This is a genomic window from Azospirillum sp. UENF 111221 (assembly GCF_058780625.1).
Genome location: NZ_JBSNCH010000005.1, coordinates 1,794,279 through 1,812,857 on the forward strand (window position 1 = coordinate 1,794,279; position 18,579 = coordinate 1,812,857).

General features: G+C 68.0%; 19 protein-coding genes. 11 read left to right on the forward strand and 8 right to left on the reverse strand.

Annotation, left to right across the window (positions count from 1 at the left end; all coding sequences use genetic code 11):
* Window positions 1–36: 36 nt before the first annotated feature.
* Together ACWPN3_RS23120 and ACWPN3_RS23125 are read left to right on the forward strand one after the other, a co-directional pair.
* A complete protein-coding gene (locus tag ACWPN3_RS23120; RefSeq protein ID WP_492241285.1) occupies window positions 37–1,218 on the forward strand; it encodes a M20 aminoacylase family protein in 1,182 nt (393 codons plus the stop codon).
* 7 nt (window positions 1,219–1,225) lie between these two features.
* Entirely contained in the window at window positions 1,226–1,717 is a 492-nt protein-coding gene (locus tag ACWPN3_RS23125) for a protease complex subunit PrcB family protein (RefSeq protein ID WP_109445891.1), read from the forward strand.
* Between the two features lie 30 nt (window positions 1,718–1,747).
* On the opposite strand, the gene ACWPN3_RS23130 is transcribed toward ACWPN3_RS23125, so the two are convergent.
* Complete coding sequence (locus ACWPN3_RS23130) at window positions 1,748–3,493, reverse strand: putative bifunctional diguanylate cyclase/phosphodiesterase (protein ID WP_492241286.1); 1,746 nt, start codon at window positions 3,491–3,493, stop codon at window positions 1,748–1,750.
* A 520-nt stretch (window positions 3,494–4,013) separates the two neighbouring features.
* On the opposite strand from ACWPN3_RS23130, the gene ACWPN3_RS23135 reads away from it, so the two are divergent.
* From ACWPN3_RS23135 to ACWPN3_RS23145, 3 genes are all read left to right on the forward strand, one after another.
* Window positions 4,014–4,853 carry a universal stress protein gene (locus ACWPN3_RS23135; protein ID WP_492241287.1) on the forward strand — a complete coding sequence of 280 codons (840 nt, stop codon included), beginning with the start codon at window positions 4,014–4,016 and terminating at the stop codon, window positions 4,851–4,853.
* 330 nt (window positions 4,854–5,183) lie between these two features.
* Window positions 5,184–6,104, forward strand: a complete 921-nt coding sequence (locus ACWPN3_RS23140; protein WP_376957783.1) for a replication protein RepA — start codon at window positions 5,184–5,186, stop codon at window positions 6,102–6,104.
* A 151-nt stretch (window positions 6,105–6,255) separates the two neighbouring features.
* Window positions 6,256–7,026: a sulfite exporter TauE/SafE family protein gene (locus tag ACWPN3_RS23145; RefSeq protein WP_109445897.1), complete on the forward strand. Its 771-nt coding sequence runs from the start codon at window positions 6,256–6,258 to the stop codon at window positions 7,024–7,026.
* Window positions 7,027–7,045: 19 nt separating this feature from the next.
* Here the strand turns inward: ACWPN3_RS23145 and ACWPN3_RS23150 are convergent, their stop codons facing one another.
* Window positions 7,046–7,957, reverse strand: a complete 912-nt coding sequence (locus ACWPN3_RS23150; protein ID WP_109445899.1) for a methyltransferase domain-containing protein — start codon at window positions 7,955–7,957, stop codon at window positions 7,046–7,048.
* A gap of 111 nt (window positions 7,958–8,068) precedes the next feature.
* Between ACWPN3_RS23150 and ACWPN3_RS23155 the strand changes: the two genes are divergently transcribed.
* From ACWPN3_RS23155 to ACWPN3_RS23170, 4 genes are all read left to right on the forward strand, one after another.
* Window positions 8,069–8,335, forward strand: coding sequence for a flagellar biosynthetic protein FliQ (locus ACWPN3_RS23155; RefSeq protein WP_109051833.1), 267 nt, complete (start codon window positions 8,069–8,071; stop codon window positions 8,333–8,335).
* Between the two features lie 12 nt (window positions 8,336–8,347).
* Entirely contained in the window at window positions 8,348–9,115 is a 768-nt protein-coding gene (locus ACWPN3_RS23160; RefSeq protein ID WP_109445901.1) for a ComF family protein, read from the forward strand.
* 117 nt (window positions 9,116–9,232) lie between these two features.
* A complete protein-coding gene (gene grxC, locus ACWPN3_RS23165; protein WP_014248998.1) occupies window positions 9,233–9,496 on the forward strand; it encodes a glutaredoxin 3 in 264 nt (87 codons plus the stop codon).
* Window positions 9,493–10,347, forward strand: a complete 855-nt coding sequence (locus ACWPN3_RS23170; protein ID WP_109445903.1) for a carbon-nitrogen hydrolase family protein — start codon at window positions 9,493–9,495, stop codon at window positions 10,345–10,347. The genes grxC and ACWPN3_RS23170 overlap by 4 nt, the downstream gene beginning before the upstream one ends.
* 15 nt (window positions 10,348–10,362) lie before the next feature.
* Here ACWPN3_RS23170 and ACWPN3_RS23175 read toward each other — a convergent pair whose 3' ends face one another.
* The 5 genes from ACWPN3_RS23175 to ACWPN3_RS23195 form a co-directional block, all read right to left on the reverse strand.
* Window positions 10,363–10,842 (reverse strand): 3'-5' exonuclease family protein, encoded by a 480-nt coding sequence (locus ACWPN3_RS23175; protein ID WP_492241288.1) that lies wholly within the window; start codon window positions 10,840–10,842, stop codon window positions 10,363–10,365.
* A 10-nt stretch (window positions 10,843–10,852) separates the two neighbouring features.
* A complete protein-coding gene (locus tag ACWPN3_RS23180; protein WP_492241289.1) occupies window positions 10,853–12,718 on the reverse strand; it encodes a DUF294 nucleotidyltransferase-like domain-containing protein in 1,866 nt (621 codons plus the stop codon).
* A gap of 253 nt (window positions 12,719–12,971) precedes the next feature.
* Window positions 12,972–14,693, reverse strand: coding sequence for a cation acetate symporter (locus ACWPN3_RS23185; protein WP_109445909.1), 1,722 nt, complete (start codon window positions 14,691–14,693; stop codon window positions 12,972–12,974).
* Window positions 14,693–14,995, reverse strand: coding sequence for a DUF485 domain-containing protein (locus ACWPN3_RS23190; RefSeq protein ID WP_109445911.1), 303 nt, complete (start codon window positions 14,993–14,995; stop codon window positions 14,693–14,695). Before ACWPN3_RS23190 ends, ACWPN3_RS23185 begins: the two co-directional genes overlap by 1 nt.
* 366 nt (window positions 14,996–15,361) lie before the next feature.
* Window positions 15,362–15,937, reverse strand: a complete 576-nt coding sequence (locus ACWPN3_RS23195; RefSeq protein WP_492241290.1) for a DUF1178 family protein — start codon at window positions 15,935–15,937, stop codon at window positions 15,362–15,364.
* 199 nt (window positions 15,938–16,136) lie between these two features.
* Here ACWPN3_RS23195 and ACWPN3_RS23200 point away from each other — a divergent pair, with 199 nt between their 5' ends.
* Window positions 16,137–16,697, forward strand: coding sequence for a class I SAM-dependent methyltransferase (locus ACWPN3_RS23200; protein ID WP_109445915.1), 561 nt, complete (start codon window positions 16,137–16,139; stop codon window positions 16,695–16,697).
* An 8-nt stretch (window positions 16,698–16,705) separates the two neighbouring features.
* Here ACWPN3_RS23200 and ACWPN3_RS23205 read toward each other — a convergent pair whose 3' ends face one another.
* A complete protein-coding gene (locus ACWPN3_RS23205) occupies window positions 16,706–17,290 on the reverse strand; it encodes an RNA methyltransferase (RefSeq protein WP_492241291.1) in 585 nt (194 codons plus the stop codon).
* Between the two features lie 79 nt (window positions 17,291–17,369).
* On the opposite strand from ACWPN3_RS23205, the gene ACWPN3_RS23210 reads away from it, so the two are divergent.
* Window positions 17,370–18,503, forward strand: coding sequence for an asparaginase (locus ACWPN3_RS23210; protein WP_492241292.1), 1,134 nt, complete (start codon window positions 17,370–17,372; stop codon window positions 18,501–18,503).
* Window positions 18,504–18,579: the final 76 nt, after the last annotated feature.

An 18,579-nucleotide genomic window follows, 5' to 3' on the forward strand; every position in this document is an offset into this window, starting at 1 on the left:
AACGTCCTCCGGCCGTTCCAACCAGACGTCAGAGACATGCCGATCAACAACCGCATCGCCGCCTTCCAGGACGACATGACCGCGTGGCGGCGCGACATCCACGCCCACCCGGAACTGGGGTTCGAGGAAAAGCGGACCTCCGACATCGTCGCCGCGAAGCTGGCGGAGTTCGGCATCGCGGTGCATCGCGGCCTGGGCGGAACCGGCGTGGTCGGCACGCTGACGGGGCTTGGCAGCGGCAGCAGCCGGGCCATCGGCCTGCGCGCCGACATGGATGCGCTGCCGATGCCTGAGGCCAACGACTTCGACCATGCCTCGCGCCATGCCGGCAAGATGCACGCCTGCGGCCATGACGGGCACACCACCATGCTGCTGGGTGCCGCCCGCTATCTGGCGGAGACCCGCAACTTCGACGGCACCGTCCACTTCATCTTCCAGCCGGCCGAGGAAGGCCTGGGTGGGGCGAAGCGGATGATCGACGACGGGCTGTTCCGGCAGTTCGACTGCGAGCAGGTCTATGGCCTGCACAATTGGCCGGAGCTTCCGGCCGGCCGGATCGCCGTGCATCCCGGCCCGGTGATGGCCGCGGCCAACCAGTTCGAAATCCATGTGACCGGCCACGGCGCCCACGCCGCCATGCCCCATCGCGGCATCGATCCGGTCCTGGTGTCGGCCCACATCATCACCGCAGCGCAGAGCCTGGTCAGCCGCGGCACCAACCCGGCCGAAAGTGCCGTCGTGTCGATCACGGTGGTGGAGGCCGGGACCGCGGCCAACGTCATCCCCGACAGCGCGCGGATGCGCGGCACCATGCGCACCTTCTCGGAAGAGAACCACAGCCGCATCCAGGAGCAGTTCGGCCGCCTCGTCTCCAGCATCGCCGAAGGTCTGGGTGCCACGGCGGAGTTGCGCTTCCGCCCCGGCTATCCCGCCACGGTCAACAGCGAGCCGGAGGCGCGCATCGCCGCCGCTGCCGCCGCCAAGGTGGTTGGCGAGGAGAATGTGGTCTGGGCGCCGGACCCGACCATGGCGGCGGAGGATTTCGGCTATATGCTGAAGGAGCGGCCGGGTGCCTACATCTGGCTCGGCCATGGCGGCCATCTTGGATCCTCCTGCCGTCTGCACAACCCGCATTACGACTTCAACGACGCGATCCTGACCACCGGCGCCAGCTATTGGGCGTCGCTGGTCGAGACGATCCTGCCGCGGAGCGCCTGACCGTCCCATGAAGCTGCCGTCCCGTCCCCGCCAGATCCCACATCCAATCCCGCATCTGATCCCGCTGCTGTTCGCCCCTGCCCTTCTGCTGGCCTCCTGCCAGGGCGGCAACGACCGCGCCGACGGCAATCTGCTGCCGGCGCAGGCGGAGGCCGGCACCGTCTGGCAGGGCGACCACAGCAGCGCTGCCGAGCGCGCCTATGTCGTCGCCCGCGACTCCGGCGAATGGTCGGCATTGTGGGCGCGGGTCGGCGAACCGGCCCCGTCCTCCTTGCCCGGCGGGCGGATGGCGGTGGCGGTGTTCCTGGGGCCGCGCGACAGCGCCGGCTACGGCGTCGCCATCGACAGCGTGCAGCAGAAGGGCGCCGACCTGATCGTCGGCTATCACGAGATGGTGCCCGGCCCCGCCCAGGCTGTGGCGCAGATGCGCACCAGCCCCTACGCCATCCGCCTGCTGCCCGGCACGGCGGGGACGCCGAAGTTCGTTCGGGGGAAGTAGAAGGCGGGAGGTGGCGTCAGACCGCCACCTTCACCGCGGCATCTGCCACGGCAACTCCCCGCCGACCAGCTTGCCGGCATCCGCCGACGGCAGCGGGCGGGCGAAGTGATAGCCCTGGCCGTAATCGCAGGCCAGCGCCCGCAGCAGATTGGCGTCGGCGCTGGTCTCGATGCCCTCGGCGATGACGTCGAAGCCCAGCAGGCGCGCCAAATCCATGATGATGCGGACGATGGCGCGGTTTTCCTCCGACTGGTGCATGGCGGAAACGAAGGAGCGGTCGACCTTCAGGCTGTCGATGGGCAGCTTGTGCAGATAGGACAGCGACGAATAGCCGGTGCCGAAATCGTCGATCGACAGCTTGATGCCCAGCGCCCGCAAGTCGCGCAGCAGGCGGATCGACTGTTCCGCCTTGTCCATGACGGCACTTTCCGTCAGCTCCAGCTTGATCCAGGACGGCTCCACCCCGGTCTCGCGCAGAACCTCGCGCACGACCTGGACGAAGTTGGGATCGGACAGCTGGTGCGTGGACAGGTTGACGCTCATGAACAGCGGGGCGGAGCCCGGTTCGCGGCGGTCCTGCCACTCCGCGATCTGCAAGCAGGCCTGCCGCAGCACCCAGGTGCCGAGCGACACGACCAGACCGGTGCTCTCGGCGATGGGGATGAAGATGCCGGGCGGGATGTTGCCGCGTTCCGGGTGGTTCCAGCGCATCAGCGCCTCGAACCCCGCCAGCCCGCCGGTCACCATCTCCACGATCGGCTGATAGGCGACCCACAGGTCGCTGCCGCTGTCCAATGCGCTGCGCAGGTCATGCTCCAGCCGCACCTGCTCGACCACATGGGAGTGCATCGCCGGGTCGAACCAGGCCTGCCGCCCGCCGCCCTGCTCACGGGCGCGGGCGGTGGCGATCTCGGCGTCGCGCAGCACGTCGTCGGGCCGTTCGTGGGTCGGCGCCGCTATGGCGACGCCGATGCTGGCGGACAGGAACACCGTGCCGCCCGAACTGGAGCGGGCCGAGCGCACCACCGACGCCAGCTCCTCGATGGCGCCCTCCAGCACCGGCCGGTCGCAGGCGCCGCCGGCCAGCATGGCGAAGGCATGGTCGCTGACGCGGGCGATCAGGTCGAAGGCGGCGGCCTGCGCCGCCATCCGCTGGGCCAGACCGTCCAGCACCTCGTTGGCGAAGCCCTGGCCCATGCTGCTGCGGATTTCCGCGAAACGGTCGATGTCCAGGATGACGAGGGTGAAGGGCTCGCCCATGTTGCGGTAGTCCGCCATGTGCTTCAGCAGCATCAGGCGGTTGGCCAGCCCGGTCACCGGGTCGTAATAGGCGAGGCGGAACAGGTCGTCCTGCACCTGACGGCGTTCGGTCATGTCCTGCAGAATGACGAAGTAGCCGGCGATGGCGCCGTCTTCCGCCCGGTGCGGCGCATGAAGCCGCGTGACGTAACGCTGCTGCCCGTCGGCCTGGGTGATCCAGCCTTCCGTCTGCACCGTCTCGCCCGCCAGCGCGCGCTTGGCCGCCCCGACGGTGTTGCGCAGTTGGTCCTGCCCCAGCAGGTCGCCGATGGTGGTGCCGACCGCCTTCTCCAGAGTTGTCCCCATCATCTCCAGATAGGCGCGGTTGGCATAGATGTGCCGCCTCTGCGGGTCCATCAACGCCACCTTCACCGTCATGGCGTCGAGAATCTGACGCAGGGCGTCGAGCCCCGGCGCGCCGGATGTGGCACCCGATAAAGCGTCGGCCAGCGCGGTGATTCGGGGATCAGGACTCATGGCGAGGATAGAGTGGGGTACTCATCAGGAAATCGATACCCAACACTTACGCGAAGTGTCACCCGCCCGTCAAAACCAAAGCTGCCTTAGTGCAACAGAGCTTGAACGTTTCTATAGCCGATCCATCGGAGACACGGCTGCATATCCATGGGCATATCATAGTATTCATTCAAGCGCGGGTTGCACCATCGCCGAACGCACAATCCCGCTTTTCTGTTTCTCACTGTGCGAATAGAGGAATGGGTTTCGTTTTCTATCGGGGTGTCTGCGGCCTGCGATTGCATCTCAAGTCGAATGTTCGGCGGACAATCAGTCTTGTGCGGTGCAGGAACGCGGCAAAGGCATGGCTGTGCCCTGTAATGGAAGGACATCGGCGGGCAGGCGCGGATTTATACTGCCAAGACAAGTGGGGACAACGACGTCGAGGATGTCGCCCGACCCGGCGCCGCCTTGCCGCAAATCCCATGATGAAAAGCCCCAATGACGGGCAACCATCACCATTCTGGGCAGGAACCACGCCATGGCTCTCAAGGACTTCCTGGTCGTCGTCGACGATACGCCTGCGTCCGCAGCGCGTCTCGACCTCGCAGCACGGCTCGCAGCGCGGTGCGATGCGCACCTGACCGCGCTCTATGCCTTCACCGACACGGTGTTCCCCGGCTACATCGAAGCCGAAATCCCGCAGGAATTGCGCGAAAGCCGCCGCCAGAGCCGCAAGGACCAGACGGACCGGATGCAGGCGGCCTTCGACGACGTCATGCGCCTGCACGGCATGACCGACCGATCCGAATGGCTGGCGCAGGAAGCCGATCCGACCATCGCCGCCGCGGTCCGCGGCCGCTATGCCGATCTGGTCGTGGTCGGCCAGCCCGATCCGGACCGCGACCGCGACCAGCTTGTCGCCCAGCCGGCCGACCTGCTGTTCGAATGCGGCCGGCCGCTTCTTGTCGTGCCCTATGCCGGCCGTTTCTCCAGCATCGGCGAGCGGGTTCTGGTCGGCTGGAACGGCAGCCGCGAGGCGGCGCGCGCCATCGGCGACGCCATGTCCCTGCTGACCGCCGCCAAGCGCGTCGTGGTGATGGCCGCCAATCCGAAGCCCGGCCCGAACGGCCTGGGCGACGAGCCCTGCGCCGACATCGCCCGCCATCTGTCCCGCCACGGCTGCCGCGTGGAGGCCACCCATGTTGCCACCGACGTGGTGGAGCCCGGCGACACCCTGCTGAACATGGCCGCCGACGAAAGCTGCGACCTGCTGGTGATGGGCGCCTATGGCCGTTCGCGCTTCCGCGAGCTGGTGCTGGGCGGCATGACCCGCTTCATGTTGCAGCACATGACCGTTCCGGTGCTGATGAGCCATTGAGGGGGTGCGGCTTCCGGCTGCGCCCTCCCCGACCCGTGGGGTTAAGCGACCGCCCGCGTCTTCCCCAAGTCCCTCCGCAACCATCGCGAGTCGCTCCTCCCAGCCCGTGGGGAAAAGCGACCGCGCCTCTTTGTCCACCCTGATCCCCTTGGGGAAAAGCGGCGGATTCGTGGGGAAAAGCGGCGCGACTCGGGGTTTCCCCATGGGGACAAGCGGCGACTCAACTAATAAGTCTAACAACTAACCGTCGACTAGCACGGTCGCCTAACCCCACATTGACTCCATCGGCCGCCGCTCACCAGGATGCCACAACATCCGGGTGAGGCTGCTATGGGCGACATACACAAACTCGTGATCGAGCATGGCCGGGACAAGGCGCGCGCCCTGGTCCGGCCCGAAGAGCGGACGCTGGTGGACATCGCCGCCGACATCCTGGCGGACGAGAACCAGCATCTCGGCATCACCTACAGCGGCTTCTGCCTGACCAGCCTTCCGCACAAGAAGCTGGCCGACGACATGCCCTGGGAAAAGCGCGGCCATCAGGTGACGCTGCTGGTCGAACCGGGCCGGCTGAAGGTGAACGGCAAGATGAAGCTGTTCGGAGTGCCCTATGGCGCGCGGGCGCGGATGATCCTGATCTATCTGCAAACCCAGGCCGTGCGCACCGGCCGCCGCGAAGTCGAACTCGGCCGCTCCATGCGCGACTGGCTGACCCGGATGGGCATCAGCGTCGGCGGCGAGACTTTCCGCGGCTTCCGCGAACAGTCGCTGCGCATCTCCGCCTGCTCCTTGAAGTTCTTCTGGGACGGCGAGGACGCCGACGTCTTCGAGAAGGGCGGCATCGTCAAGCGCGGCCTGATCTTCCATGACGCTCTCGGCGACGACCGCCAGGGCACGCTGTGGAACGACGTGGTCCAGTTGGACGAGACCTTCTTCCAGGCCCTGCGCGACCATCCGGTTCCCCTGCTGGAGGAAGCGGTGCGGCAGTTGAAGGACCGTTCGCTGAGCCTGGATCTCTATGTCTGGCTCGCCTACCGGCTGCATTCGCTGAGCCGGCCGCAGCCGATCTCCTGGCCGTCGCTCTATGCGCAGTTCGGTGCCGGCTATGACCAGATGAAGCATTTCAAGCCGCGCTTCGTCCAGGCCCTGCAATATGCGCTGGCCGCCTACCCGGACGCGAAGGTCGAACCGGCCGACGACGGCGTCGTCCTTCATCCCAGCCGCCCGCCCATCGCCCGCCTGCTGGCGTAAGGGCGTGGGGTTAAGCGACCGGCACAGAATCGTTCGCGGTCGCTTTGCCCCACACCCCGGCAAGCCTGCCCACCATTGACCCACGTCATTGGGGGGCCCCCTCCCCTCCTCCTAAGATCGCCGCCAGTTCCCGAACCGGAGAGGCTTTGCCTTGGACGCCCTGTCGCTGCTGGATGCCGGACTGAACCAGTGCGCCGTGGTCATCGACCGCGACGGCGGGCTGCTGCTGGCCCTGCTGACCGCCGGACTGGTCGGCGGCACCACCCATTGCGCCGGCATGTGCGGCCCCTTCGTCCTGGCCCAGGTGTCGGCGCGGCTGGAGCGGGTGCCGCTGTCGGCAATGTCGGAGTTCCGACGCCTGACCGGGGCGGCGGTGCTGCCCTATCATGCCGGCCGGGCGACGACCTATGCGCTGGTCGGCGCGCTGTCGGCCTCGGTCGCCGGCCATGTCGGGGCGCTGCCGGGACTGCGCTGGCTGTCGGTGGCGCTGCTGGCGCTGGCGGCACTGTTCTTCCTCGGCTATGCCGCGCGCGGCGTCCTGTCCTGGCTGCCCAAGGCTCCTTCGCTGGGAAGCAACGGAGTACAACGCTGGTGGAGCGAGCGGGTGTCCGGCCTCGCCCGGCCGCTGTTCGGCAACCCGACGGGCTGGCGCGGCTATGGGCTGGGGGTGGCGCTGGGCTTCATTCCCTGCGGGATGCTCTATGGCGCCATCGCGGTGGCGGCGGCGAGCGGCAGTGCGCTGACCGGCGCACTCGGCATGGCGGCCTTCGCGCTCGGCACGGTGCCCAGCCTGCTGGCGGTCGGGCTGGCCGGCCATATCGCCGGCCGCACCTGGCGCACCGCGGTCGCCCGCGTCGCCCCGGCGATCATGCTGGTGAACGCCGGGGTGCTGGGTTGGATGGCCTGGAAGCTGGTTGCGTAAACCAGCCCCTCGCCCTGTTTCAGTGGATACCGCCGCCCTTCAGCGCGTCGCCCAGCGGAACCTGCCCGCTGCCGGGCTTCAGCGGCTGCTGCTGGCTCTCATGCGGCGACCAGCCGGCCAAGTAGAGCACTTCGAAGGTCACCGGGATCCGCCCGTCCGGCTCGGCATAAAGCTCGGCATAGCGCCGGGCCGCGTCGAACAGCAAGGCACGGGTCGCGGGGACCTTGCGCCGCGCCAGCACGGCATTGGTCTCGCCCATGCCGCGCAGTTCGCGCATCAGGGCGAAGGCGTCGGAATAGGTGACGGTGATCACGTCGCTGTCGACCACCGGCAGGGCGAAGCCGGCGCGTTGCAGCAACCCGCCGGCATCCTTGATCTCGGCGAAGGGCGACACGCGGGGGGAGACGCCGCCCGACACCTCCATCTCCGCCTCATACAGGCAGCGGCGCAGCTCGGCCAGGGTCTGGCCGCCCAGCATGGAGGCGCAGAAGAAGCCGTCGGGCTTCAGCGCCTGCCTAATCTGCACCAGGGCGCCCGGCAGGTCGTTGACCCAGTGCAGGCTGAGATTGCTGACGGCCAGATCGAAGCTGCCGGGGGCGAAGGGCAGGAACTCCTCGTCGGCGGCGATGGCGGCAGCGACGGCGGGGTTGCCGGGAGCGAGGGCTGCACGGGCGAACTCCGGCGACAGGTCGCAGGCGACCAGCCGTTCGATCCCCTTGCGGCCTTTCAGGATCCGGCCCATCGCCCCGTCGTGGCAGCCGACGTCCAGCGCCAGCGGGAAGGGACGGATCACGTCCTCCAGCCGGTCGGCAAGGCGGTCGGCGATCTCCTTGAACAGGAAGGCGTGGTCGGTGAATTCGGCGACGGCGCGGTCACGGCGGCGGCGGACGAGCGCACGGTCGAAAACGGTCATGCTGTCGGGGCTTGTCATGGCCGCACTATACCCCAGGCCGGCGGCACGACAACCGTGCTACACTCGCAGCCCAGCCACCTTCTCCACAGCAGCGCTCCCGAATGGGAGGAAAACCGGACAGGCATCGGAATGGGCATCGACGAGGCCATTGCCGTCAGTCATGAAGCGCTGATGGTCATCCTGAAAATCTCGCTGCCGACGCTGGGCATCACGGCATTGCTGTCGGCCGGGCTGATGCTGTTCCAGAGCGCCACCAACATCAACGAGTCGTCGTTGCAGCAGGACATGAAGTTCTTCGCCACCCTGCTGATCCTGTTCGTCACCGGCCCGGCGATCTATCTGGCGCTGCGCGACTATACGGCGGTGATCTTCGAGCGCATCGCCATGCTGCAGTGACGGACCGGGCCGATGCAGGCGCCAGCGCCGCTTTCCGGACTTGGCCGCATCGCCAGCGGTGCGGCGGCCCTGCTGCTGGACGCGCTGCTGCCGCCGCGCTGTCTCAGCTGCGGCGAGGCGGTGGACCGGCAGGGCGGCCTGTGTGCGGCCTGCTGGGTCAAGCTGACCTTCATCGCCCCGCCGCTGTGCGCCTGCTGCGGCCTTCCCTTCGAGTATGAGGCGCAGGAGGGCGCGCTGTGCGGCGCCTGTCTGGCGGCCCCGCCGCCTTTCGCCCGCGCCCGCGCCGTGCTGGCCTATGATGACGGCAGCCGGCCGCTGGTCCTCGGCTTCAAGCATGGCGACCGCATCCATGCCGCCAAATCCTATGGCGTCTGGCTGGCGCGGGCCGGCAAGGAGCTGCTGGCGGATGCCGACCGGCTGCTGCCGGTGCCGTTGCACCGCGGCCGCCTGTTCCGCCGCCGCTACAACCAGGCGGCCCTGCTGGCACAGGCGCTGTCGCGGCACAGCGGCGTTCCCGCCACGCCCGACCTGCTGCAACGCCACCGCTCCACCCCGACCCAGGGCGGGCTGGACCGCCAGGGACGCCACCGCAACGTCAAGGGCGCCTTCCGCCTGCGGCCGGGACAGTCGGCAAAGGAGCAGGTGACGGGACAGCGGCTGGTGCTGATCGACGACGTGATGACCACCGGGGCGACGCTGGCGGAATGCACGCGGGTTCTGCTGCGCGCCGGCGCGGCGCGGGTGGACGTGCTGACCCTGGCGCGTGTGGTGCAGCGCTGACGCTTAAAAAGGGCCGCGGCCGGCGACGCTGACCGGCGTTGCACGCGGGCTGCAACGTCTGGCGCCCCTCGTGGGTTGACCTTATAGTTTCTCCACGTCCAAAAGGAGCCCAGTGGCATGGCCGACGTCGTCATCTACACCACGCCCTTCTGTCCCTACTGCATGCGGGCCAAGAGCCTGCTCGACGGCAAGGGCGTGACATACGAGGAAATCGACCTCTACGCCCAGCCAGGCCGCCGCAGCGAGATGATCGAGCGGTCGGAAGGACGGACCACCGTCCCGCAGATCTTCATCGACGGGAAGCCGTATGGCGGCAGCGACGACATCCACGCGCTGGATCGCGCCGGCAAGCTCGACCCGCTGCTCGGCATCGCCGCGTGAGCGGGGGCGCCGCCGGCACCGGCGTGCTGAAGGCCGCCTGCGTCCAGGTGAATGCGGGCACAGAGCTTGAGCCGAACCTTCGGGCGGCGGGCGATCTCGTCCGCCGCGCCCGCGACGCCGGGGCGGACTTCATCGCCCTGCCGGAGAATGTCGGTTGGATCGTCCAGGGCCGCGACAAGACCATGCAGCGCGTCCGCAGCGAGGCGGAGCATCCCGGCATCCCCTTCTTCGCCGATCTGGCGCGGGAAACCGGGGCCTGGATCCTGGGCGGCACCCTGCATGTCCTGCTGGAGGACGGGCGCGCCGCCAACCGCAGCCATCTGTTCGATGCCGGGGGGCGGGTCGTCGCCTCCTACGACAAGATTCACATGTTCGACGTCACGCTGAAGGACGGCGAATCCTATCGCGAGTCGGCCACCTTCCGGCCGGGCGAACGGGCGGTCGTCGCCTCCAGCCCGTGGGGCGGCATCGGCATGACCGTCTGCTACGATGTGCGCTTCGCCTATCTCTACCGGGCGCTGGCCAAGGCGGGGGCGTCGATCCTGACGGTGCCGGCCGCCTTCACCGTGCCGACCGGCCGCGCCCACTGGCACACGCTGCTGCGCACCCGCGCCATCGAGACCGGCTGCTTCGTCGTTGCCCCGGCCCAGACCGGTAGCCATGACCAGGGCCGCCAGACCTATGGCCATTCCCTGCTGATCGCGCCGTGGGGCGAGGTGCTGGCCGATGCCGGCACCGATGTCGGCTTCATCACTGCCGACCTCGACCTCGACCGCATCGCGGAAGCCCGCAGCATGGTGCCGTCGCTGACCCACGACCGTGCCTTCGAGGTGGAGCGGATCGGGTTCTGACCCGTCCGCTACTCCTCAGCGGCCGTCCTGTGTCAGCCGCAGCCACGCCATCGCTGCGGTCAGCGCAATGCCGAAGGCACCGTCAGGCCGCACCGGAAGGTCGAGGTCGTTGACCAGACTGTCCAGCCGCAGATCGACCGCCTGCTTCGACAGGCTGCGGATCTTGCGGTCGTAATAGAGGCTCGACACCTCCGTCCGCTCCTCCGGCAACGGACGGCCGGTCAGGCGTTCGGCCATGGCGATGGAGAAATCCAGGTAATAGCCGACCAGCGGCCGGCCGCCGATGAAGGCATGCAGCAGGTCGCCGGCCTCGGCCGTCCCGGTGTTGCTGCCGGGATGGAGCAGCAGGGCGCTGCCGGTCAGGATGCGGGGACCGCGGATGCGGATGGCGGCGAAGGTCAGCGGCCTTGCCGACTCGGGGTCGAAGCTGGTCGCCTCGCAATGGACCGCCACATGCTCGCGGCGGTCGGTGTCGGTATGATCGGAGTGCGCCATGGTCGCCGCCTCAATGGTTCAGGCGGAAATGGTGGGCGATCAGTTCCTTGAAGCTCTTCACCAGGGCCAGACAGTCCTTGAACTGGTCGCGGTCGAGCTTGCCCAGCCGGTCGGGGTACACGAGGTTGTCGATCGCCAGTTCCGCTCCCTCCTCAGGCCCGTCATCGGGAAGATCGACACGCGCCTTCAGGCGGATGGTCGACAGGATGGTGAAGGCCTCCACCAGATCGGCGGCCATCTTGCGGTCCAGCGCCCCCAGTTCGGCCAGCACCTGGATGCGCTCCACCGTGTTGGTTTCCGCCCGGTGCTTTTCCAACGCCAGCGCTCGCACACCATGGACGATGGGGAAGATGCCGGCCTTCTTGATGTCGACCGCTTCCGCCCGGCGCCGCTCGAACAGGGCGGCGAACAGGCCGCTCGGCGTGTCGAAGGACAGGGCCGGACGGGCGAACTGGGTGAAGAACATCTGGTTGTCCTGCAGGCGGCCCAGCAGATAGTCCTTCGCCTCGGCCAGCAGGGTGGCGTCGCCGGCCACCGAGGCGGCGTCGTAGAAGATGGCGAGGTTCATCTGCGCCGCCTCGTCCGGACGGTGGATCCAGTTGAACAGCGCGTCCTTGTAGCCGGCGAGCGGCCGGGTCCAGTCCGGGTTCGACACCATGATGTTGCCGGGACAGGGCGGATAGCCGAACTCCACCAGATGGCGGGTGAAGTCGGCGGCGATCCTCGGCAGATAGGGACAGTCGAAGCCGTCGCGCAGGATCAGGCCGTTGTCCTGGTCGGTCTTCAGCAGCTGTTCGCCCCGCCCCTCGCTGCCCATCACGATCAGGCAGCTGTTGACCAGCAGGTCCGGCGGAGCCAGCAGTTCGAACAGCTTGCGGAAGATTCGGCGGTTCAGCTCGGTCACCAGATCGGCGATGAAGGAGACCTTGACCCCGGTGGCATGCAAGGTGCGTATCAGCTCGACGATGGAGCGGCTGGCCCGGCACAGGTCGGCGGGATCGGCGGCATGCTCCACCTGCAACCCGATGACCTGGGAATGGTTGGATAGCACTGCCAGCAGGTCGCTTTGCCCCAACAGCCCGACGATGGCGCCGTTCTCCGTCACCACCACCCGGCGCACCGCATGCTTGGTCATCAGCACCAGCGCATTGAACAGCAGGTCGTCGCGGTCGAGCGTCAGCAGTCCGTAGCGGGCGAGCGGCCCGACCGGCTCGCTCACCGGCCGGCCGTCCAGCACCACGAGGTCACGCAGGTCGGTGCCCGTCAGGATGCCAACCGCTCCATCCGCCCCGCGCACCAGCACGCTGCTGGCACGGTTCTGCCGCATCGCCTCGGCCGCGTCGCGCAGGCTGGCGGAGGCGTCGACGAACAGCGGCGGGTGGAGATAGGCCTGCCGGATACGCGCCATGGTCAGCGCCGCCATCTCGCGGTTGGACCTCAACGCCGCCAGATCGCGCATGCGCTGGGCGAAATCGCCGATGATGGCGGCGCCGAATTCGGGATTCTCCGCCGCCAGCGCTTCCAGTGCGGGGCGCGGGATCAGGTGGCAGGCGCACTCCTCGGCCGCGACGAAACGCCGGGCGGTGCTGCCGCCAGCGCCGGCACCCGCGGCGCCATAGAGAGCCTGCAAGCCGAAACGGTCGCCGGGTCCATGGACCGCCGCCACCTCGCCGCCGCGGCGCTCCTGCACGGTGCCGCGCAGCACGACGAACATCGCATCGGTCGGCTCCTCCCGCGACAGCAGGACGGCGTCGCGCGGGTAGAGCGCGATGTCCAGCGCACCTGCCAGCGCCGTCCGCTGATCGTCGGTCAGCAGGTCGAAGGGGGGCTGACCGAAATCGAAGTCCGGGGAGGCGGTCGGCATCGCGTGCTGCACGGGCAGGCTCCGTCACAGGAGGGCGGGGCATCGGGAAAAGGAGGCATAAAAAAGCGCCTCCGGACCGGATCCGGAGGCGCTTTCCAGGATACACCCGCCGGGCCCGAGGCCGAAAGCGGGTGCGACATTTGGCGGCGTGGTTCGGTCACCGCACGGGTTTGAGCCTTCCCCGAAGGGGGGAAGGGACGCGGTGCGAGACGCGATCCCTTCCCTGTTCTTGTTGCTCTGCCCGCTTCGTTCGAACGCTTGACGTTTAGTGGGCGGACGCACCCTCAGCACCCAGGCCGGTCTGCGACCGGATGTACTGGGCCTCGAAGTCGCGACGCTCCTTCTGCGCCTGCTCGCTGTTGTCGGTGATCGAGAAGAACCAGATGCCGGCGAAGGACAGCAGGATCGAGAACAGGCCCGGGTTGTCGTACGGGAAGATGGCGGTCGGGTTGCCCAGCACGGCCTTCCACACGGTCGGACCCAGAACCAGCAGGACGATCGCCGAAACCAGCCCCAGGCCGCCGCCCAGCACCGCGCCGCGGGTGGTCATCTTGCCCCAGAACATCGACATCAGCAGGATCGGGAAGTTGGCCGAGGCGGCGATGACGAAGGCCAGACCGACCATGAAGGCGACGTTCTGGTTCTCGAAGGCGATGCCCAGCACGATCGACAGGATGCCGATGGCGACGGTGGTGATCTTCGACACACGGATTTCGTCGGCCTCGTTGGCGCGGCCCTTGGCGAAGACCGAGGCGTAGAGGTCATGGGAAACCGCCGAGGCGCCGGCCAGCGTCAGACCGGCGACCACCGCCAGGATGGTGGCGAAGGCGACCGCCGAGATGAAGCCGTAGAACAGGTCGCCGCCGACCGCATGGGCGGTGTGGATGGCCGCCATGTTGGTGCCGCCGATGACATTGGCGATCACCGCCTTGGCGCCGGCCGCCGGGGCCGCCGTCAGGAACGGATAGGCACCGTTGGCGTCGGGGGCCAGGATCATCAGGATGGCGCCGAAGCCGATGATGAAGGTCAGGATGTAGAAGTAGCCGATGAAGCCGGTGGCGTAGAAGACCGACTTGCGGGCTTCCTTGGCGTCGGCGACGGTGAAGAAGCGCATCAGGATGTGCGGCAGGCCGGCGGTGCCGAACATCAGAGCCATGCCCAGCGAGATGGCCGAGACCGGATCGGTGACCAGGGCGCCCGGCGACATGATCGCCAGCCCCTTCGGGTGCGCCTCGACGGCGGCCTTGAACATCGCCTCGGGGCTGAAGCCGAACTTCGCCAGGATCATGAAGGCCATGAAGGAGGCGCCGGACAGCAGCATCACCGCCTTGATGATCTGCACCCAGGTCGTCGCCAGCATGCCGCCGAAGGTCACGTAGCCGATCATCAGCACGCCGACGATGATGACGGCGACCATATAGTCGAGACCGAACAGCAGCTGGATCAGCTTGCCGGCGCCGACCATCTGGGCGATCAGGTAGAAGGTGACGGTCGCCAGCGAGCCGCAGGCCGACAGCGAACGGATCGGCGTCTGCTTGAAGCGGTAGGAGGCGACGTCGGCGAAGGTGTACTTGCCGAGGTTGCGCAGCCGCTCGGCCACCAGGAACAGCACGATCGGCCAGCCGACCAGCCAGCCCACCGAATAGATCAGGCCGTCGAAGCCCGAGGCGTACACCAGGCCGGCGATGCCCAGGAAGGACGCGGCCGACATGTAGTCGCCGGCGATGGCGAGGCCGTTCTGGAAGCCGGTGATGCCGCCGCCGGCGGCGTAGAAGTCCTTGGCCGACTTGGTGCGGCGGGCCGCCCAGTAGGTGATGCCCAGCGTGAACAGCACGAAGGCCAGGAACATCAGGATGGCCGACCAGTTGGTCGCCTGCTTCTGCACGGCGCCGCCGATGGCGTCGGCCAGGACCGTGGTCGGAACCAGCGCGCCGGCGGCAGCCGCCACAGCGGCGACCGGAGCGGCAAGACGGGTGGTGGCGCGCATCACTTCGACTCCTCCAGGATCTGGCGGTTCAGTTCGTCGAATTCGCCGTTGGCCCGATGGACGTAGATGCCGGTCAGGATGAAGGCGGACACGATGGTGAAGACGCCGACGGGAATGCCCCAGGTCGTGACGCCGGAGCCGATCGGCGTGCCCAGGAACGACTTCCCGAATGCCACCAGCAGGATGAAGCCGAAATAAATAACGAGCATGGCAATCGACAAAGTCCAGGCGAAGGCGGACCGTTTCGCCACCAGTTCCTGGAACTTTGGATTGTTCACAATCCTTTGTGCGCTTTGACTCATGTGCGTCCCCTCATCGAGTGCCGGCAATCTTCTGCGATCCATCCAGACATCGTCTTCGGGATCAGCGGGCATTTGCCGTCCGGGCGGTCGCGTCCGGGTTTCTTCCCGTAATTCGTACGCCCTTGACCTGCCCAATTGTTTGATACAGATCATTGTTGGGCGCACCCCCTACCTTGGTCGATGGGGTGGGCGCCGAGGGGGCGGACAGCTCTGAAAAAGCAAGCGCGGGCAAGGCTGTAGCGCCATACGGGAAAGGCGCCCCCGTTGCCGGGTGCGCCTTTCAAACAGTCAGCTTTTCAAACGGCTTCGTTGGGAATCAGTGGCGGGGCCGCGCGGTCGCGCCACCCTGCCGGGACTGGCTGCCCTTCAGGAATCGGTGCGCGGAATCCACGGGATGCGGTGAAATGTCACACCTTCCTCGTGGAGTTCGGAGACCTCCTCGTCGGACGCCTCGCCATAGATACCGCGCGGGTCGGTCTCGCCGTAATGGATGCGCCGCGCCTCCTCGGCGAAACGGTCGCCGACATAGTCGCAGTTCTTCTCCACGCTGCGCCGCACCTCGGTCAGCTGCCGCATCACCTCGGCCACCGCCTCGCGCTGGGCGTCGTTCAGGCTCGGCGGCAGGGCGGCGACCACGTCGGCGGCGTTCGGCAGCGGGACCGGCGCGGGAAGCGGCACCGGCACCGCATTGGGGGGAGCAGCCGGCGGCGCCACCGACGGGGCGCTGGCCGCAACGGCTTCGGCCTGCTCGCGGGCACGGTCGGCGGCCTTGGCGACGCCCTTGGCGATGCGCGGAGCCATCGGCGCCTTTCCGACCACAGTGTCGCCGCAGATCGGACAGGCGATCTGATGGCCCGCCGCCTGTTCATCATAGGCGGCACCGTTGCGGAACCACGCCTCGAACTGGTGGTCGGCCGAGCATCTCAACGCGAAGAGGATCATATCCCCACAAGCCCCAACTGACCCGCAGCAGGAAAGACAAATCCGTGCACGCCGGTCCGGGTTGCGGCGCGACTCGGGAATCGCCCTAATTCAGCACGGCCGGGCCGCGCCGTCAAACGCCGGACAGGCCATAGGCGCGTACCTCCTGTGATATCGTTCCCGACACCATCGAAAAAAGTCCGGATAAGGGAGTTTCCCCATGCCCACACCCCATCCGCTGTCGCCGCCCTCCCCCTGGGTGGAGCGGTTCGCCCCGCTGGTGCGGACGGGCGGGCGGGTGCTCGACCTCGCCTGCGGCGGCGGACGGCATCTGCGCCTGTTCCATCGCCTCGGCCATCCGGTGGTGGGGTTGGACCGTGACCTAGGCGGCGTCGCCGACCTGGAGGGCGGCACGAACGTCACCCTCGTTCAGGCCGACCTTGAAAGCGGCGACTCGGGCATTTCCGCCAATTCCCTGCCGGTTGACGGCACCTTCGCCGGGATCGTCGTCACCAACTACCTGCACCGCCCGCTCTTCCCCGCCATCCTGGCGGCACTGGAGCCGGGCGGCGTGCTGATCTACGAGACCTTCGCTGACGGCAATGCCCGCTTCGGCCGCCCGTCCTCGCCCGACTTCCTGCTGCGGCGGGGGGAGTTGCTGGAAAGGGTGCATGGCAGGCTTCAGGTGGTGGCCTTCGAACAGGGCGAACTGTCGGTGCCCAAGCCCGCGGTGGTACAGCGGATCTGCGCCGTCGCCGGGGACGATCCACTGCCGCTTTGAGCGCGTCCTTATTCGTCGCTTTCATCGGCGACCGGCTTCTGCTCTCCGCGGATGCGGCGGCGGCGGTCCTCCTTGCGCATGATCTGCTTGCCATGCTTGTGCTGGGCCGGCCCCTCCAGCGGACCGCCGGGACGCACCGGCCGTTCGGCGAAGCGGCCGAGCGAGATCATGCGGTCGTACATCACCAGCGCCCCGGCGACGCCGACATTGATGCAGAAGGACATCGGGATCTTCACCACATGGTCGCAGCGCGCCAGCAGCGCGGGCGACAGGCTGTCGCGCTCCGGCCCCAGCACATAGGCGGCGCGCAACGGGTGACGGAAGCTGGGCAGTTCCACCGCGTCGTCTGTCAGTTCCACCCCGACCAATGTGCAGTCCCTGGGCAGGGTGAAGTCGGCTACCCGCTCGTGGATGTAGAGCGGCAGGTGCAGCGTGGCGCCCGAGGTGTCGACCAGCTTCGTCTCGCGCAGGTCCGGTTCCGGATCGATGGCGAAGAAGAAGGAGGCGCCGAAGGCATGGGCGGTGCGCATCAGGTTGCCGACATTGCCCGGCTTGCTGATCCGCTCCACCCCGATTCCGAAATAGCCACGCATGAAGAGCCCGCTGATCTGGGTAAGGATATGACCGGGCGGGAGCTTGCCGTCGCAGCCCGCCCGAGGCAAGCTTGCCGGCATGAGCCCAGACAATCCTCACGACCATTCCTCCTGCTGCGGCGGCGATCACCACCACGGCCATTCCCACCCTCATGGCCACCGGCCTGGCGAAAGCGCCGAAGGCCGCGCCGATCTCTCCGGCCCGGCGGAAAGCCCGATCACCGTCGAGGTGACGCGCGGCAGCCTGGTGGAGTCGGTCCACCGTGCCCGCGCCTGCATCGTCGATGCGGGCGGCCATGTGCTGGCGCGCTGGGGCGACATCGATGGACCGGTCTACCCGCGCTCCGCCATCAAGTCGCTGCAGGCGATCCCGCTGGTGGAAAGCGGCGCGCTCGACGCCTTCGGGCTGGGGGACCAGGAGTTGGCGCTCGCCTGCTCCTCCCACAACGGCGAGGCGCGGCATACGGAATTGGCGCGGTCCTGGGCCGAACGGGTCGGGCTGACGCCGGGCGATTACGAATGCGGCGCGCAAATCCCCTACGATCCCGCCACCGCCGAGGATCTCGTCCGCCGCGGCGAGGCGCCGACCGCCTTCCACAACAACTGCTCCGGCAAGCACAGCGGCTTTCTGACCACGGCCAAGCACAAGGGCGAACGGCTGAAGGGCTATGTCCGCTACGAACATCCGGTGCAGCAGCGCATCCTGGGCGTGATGGAGCAGATGACCGGACAGGACCTGTTCGGGGCGCCTTGGGGCGTCGACGGCTGTTCCATCCCCACCATCGGCATCCCGCTGGGCGCCATCGCCTATGCCATGGCCCGCATCGCCGACCCGGTCGACCTGCCCGACGCCCGGGCCGAGGCCGTCACCCGCATCGCCGCCGCCTGGGGCAAGCACCCCTTCCTGATCGGCGGCACCGGCACCTTCGATACGGCGCTGATGGAGGCGGCCGGCGGCGCCGTGCTGGTCAAGGGCGGGGCCGAGGGCGTCGGCTGCGCCGTGATCCCCGAGCAGGGCATCGGCATCGCGCTGAAGATCGAGGATGGCGCCGCCCGCGCCCGCGAGGTGGCGCTGGCCGCCCTGATCCGTTCGACCCAGGCGCTGACCGAGGCGCAATGGGCGCGCGTGCCGCAGCTGCTGACCACTCCGCTGCTGAACCGCGCCGGCGCGCGGGTGGGCGAAGTGCGGCCGGCGACGGGGTGGCCGGGCTGAGGCACTGACACTCATCAATCCGGCAGGTGCGATGCGAGCGGGCGCGGTGCTATGGTCGCCGCGCCCTTTTCCCCGC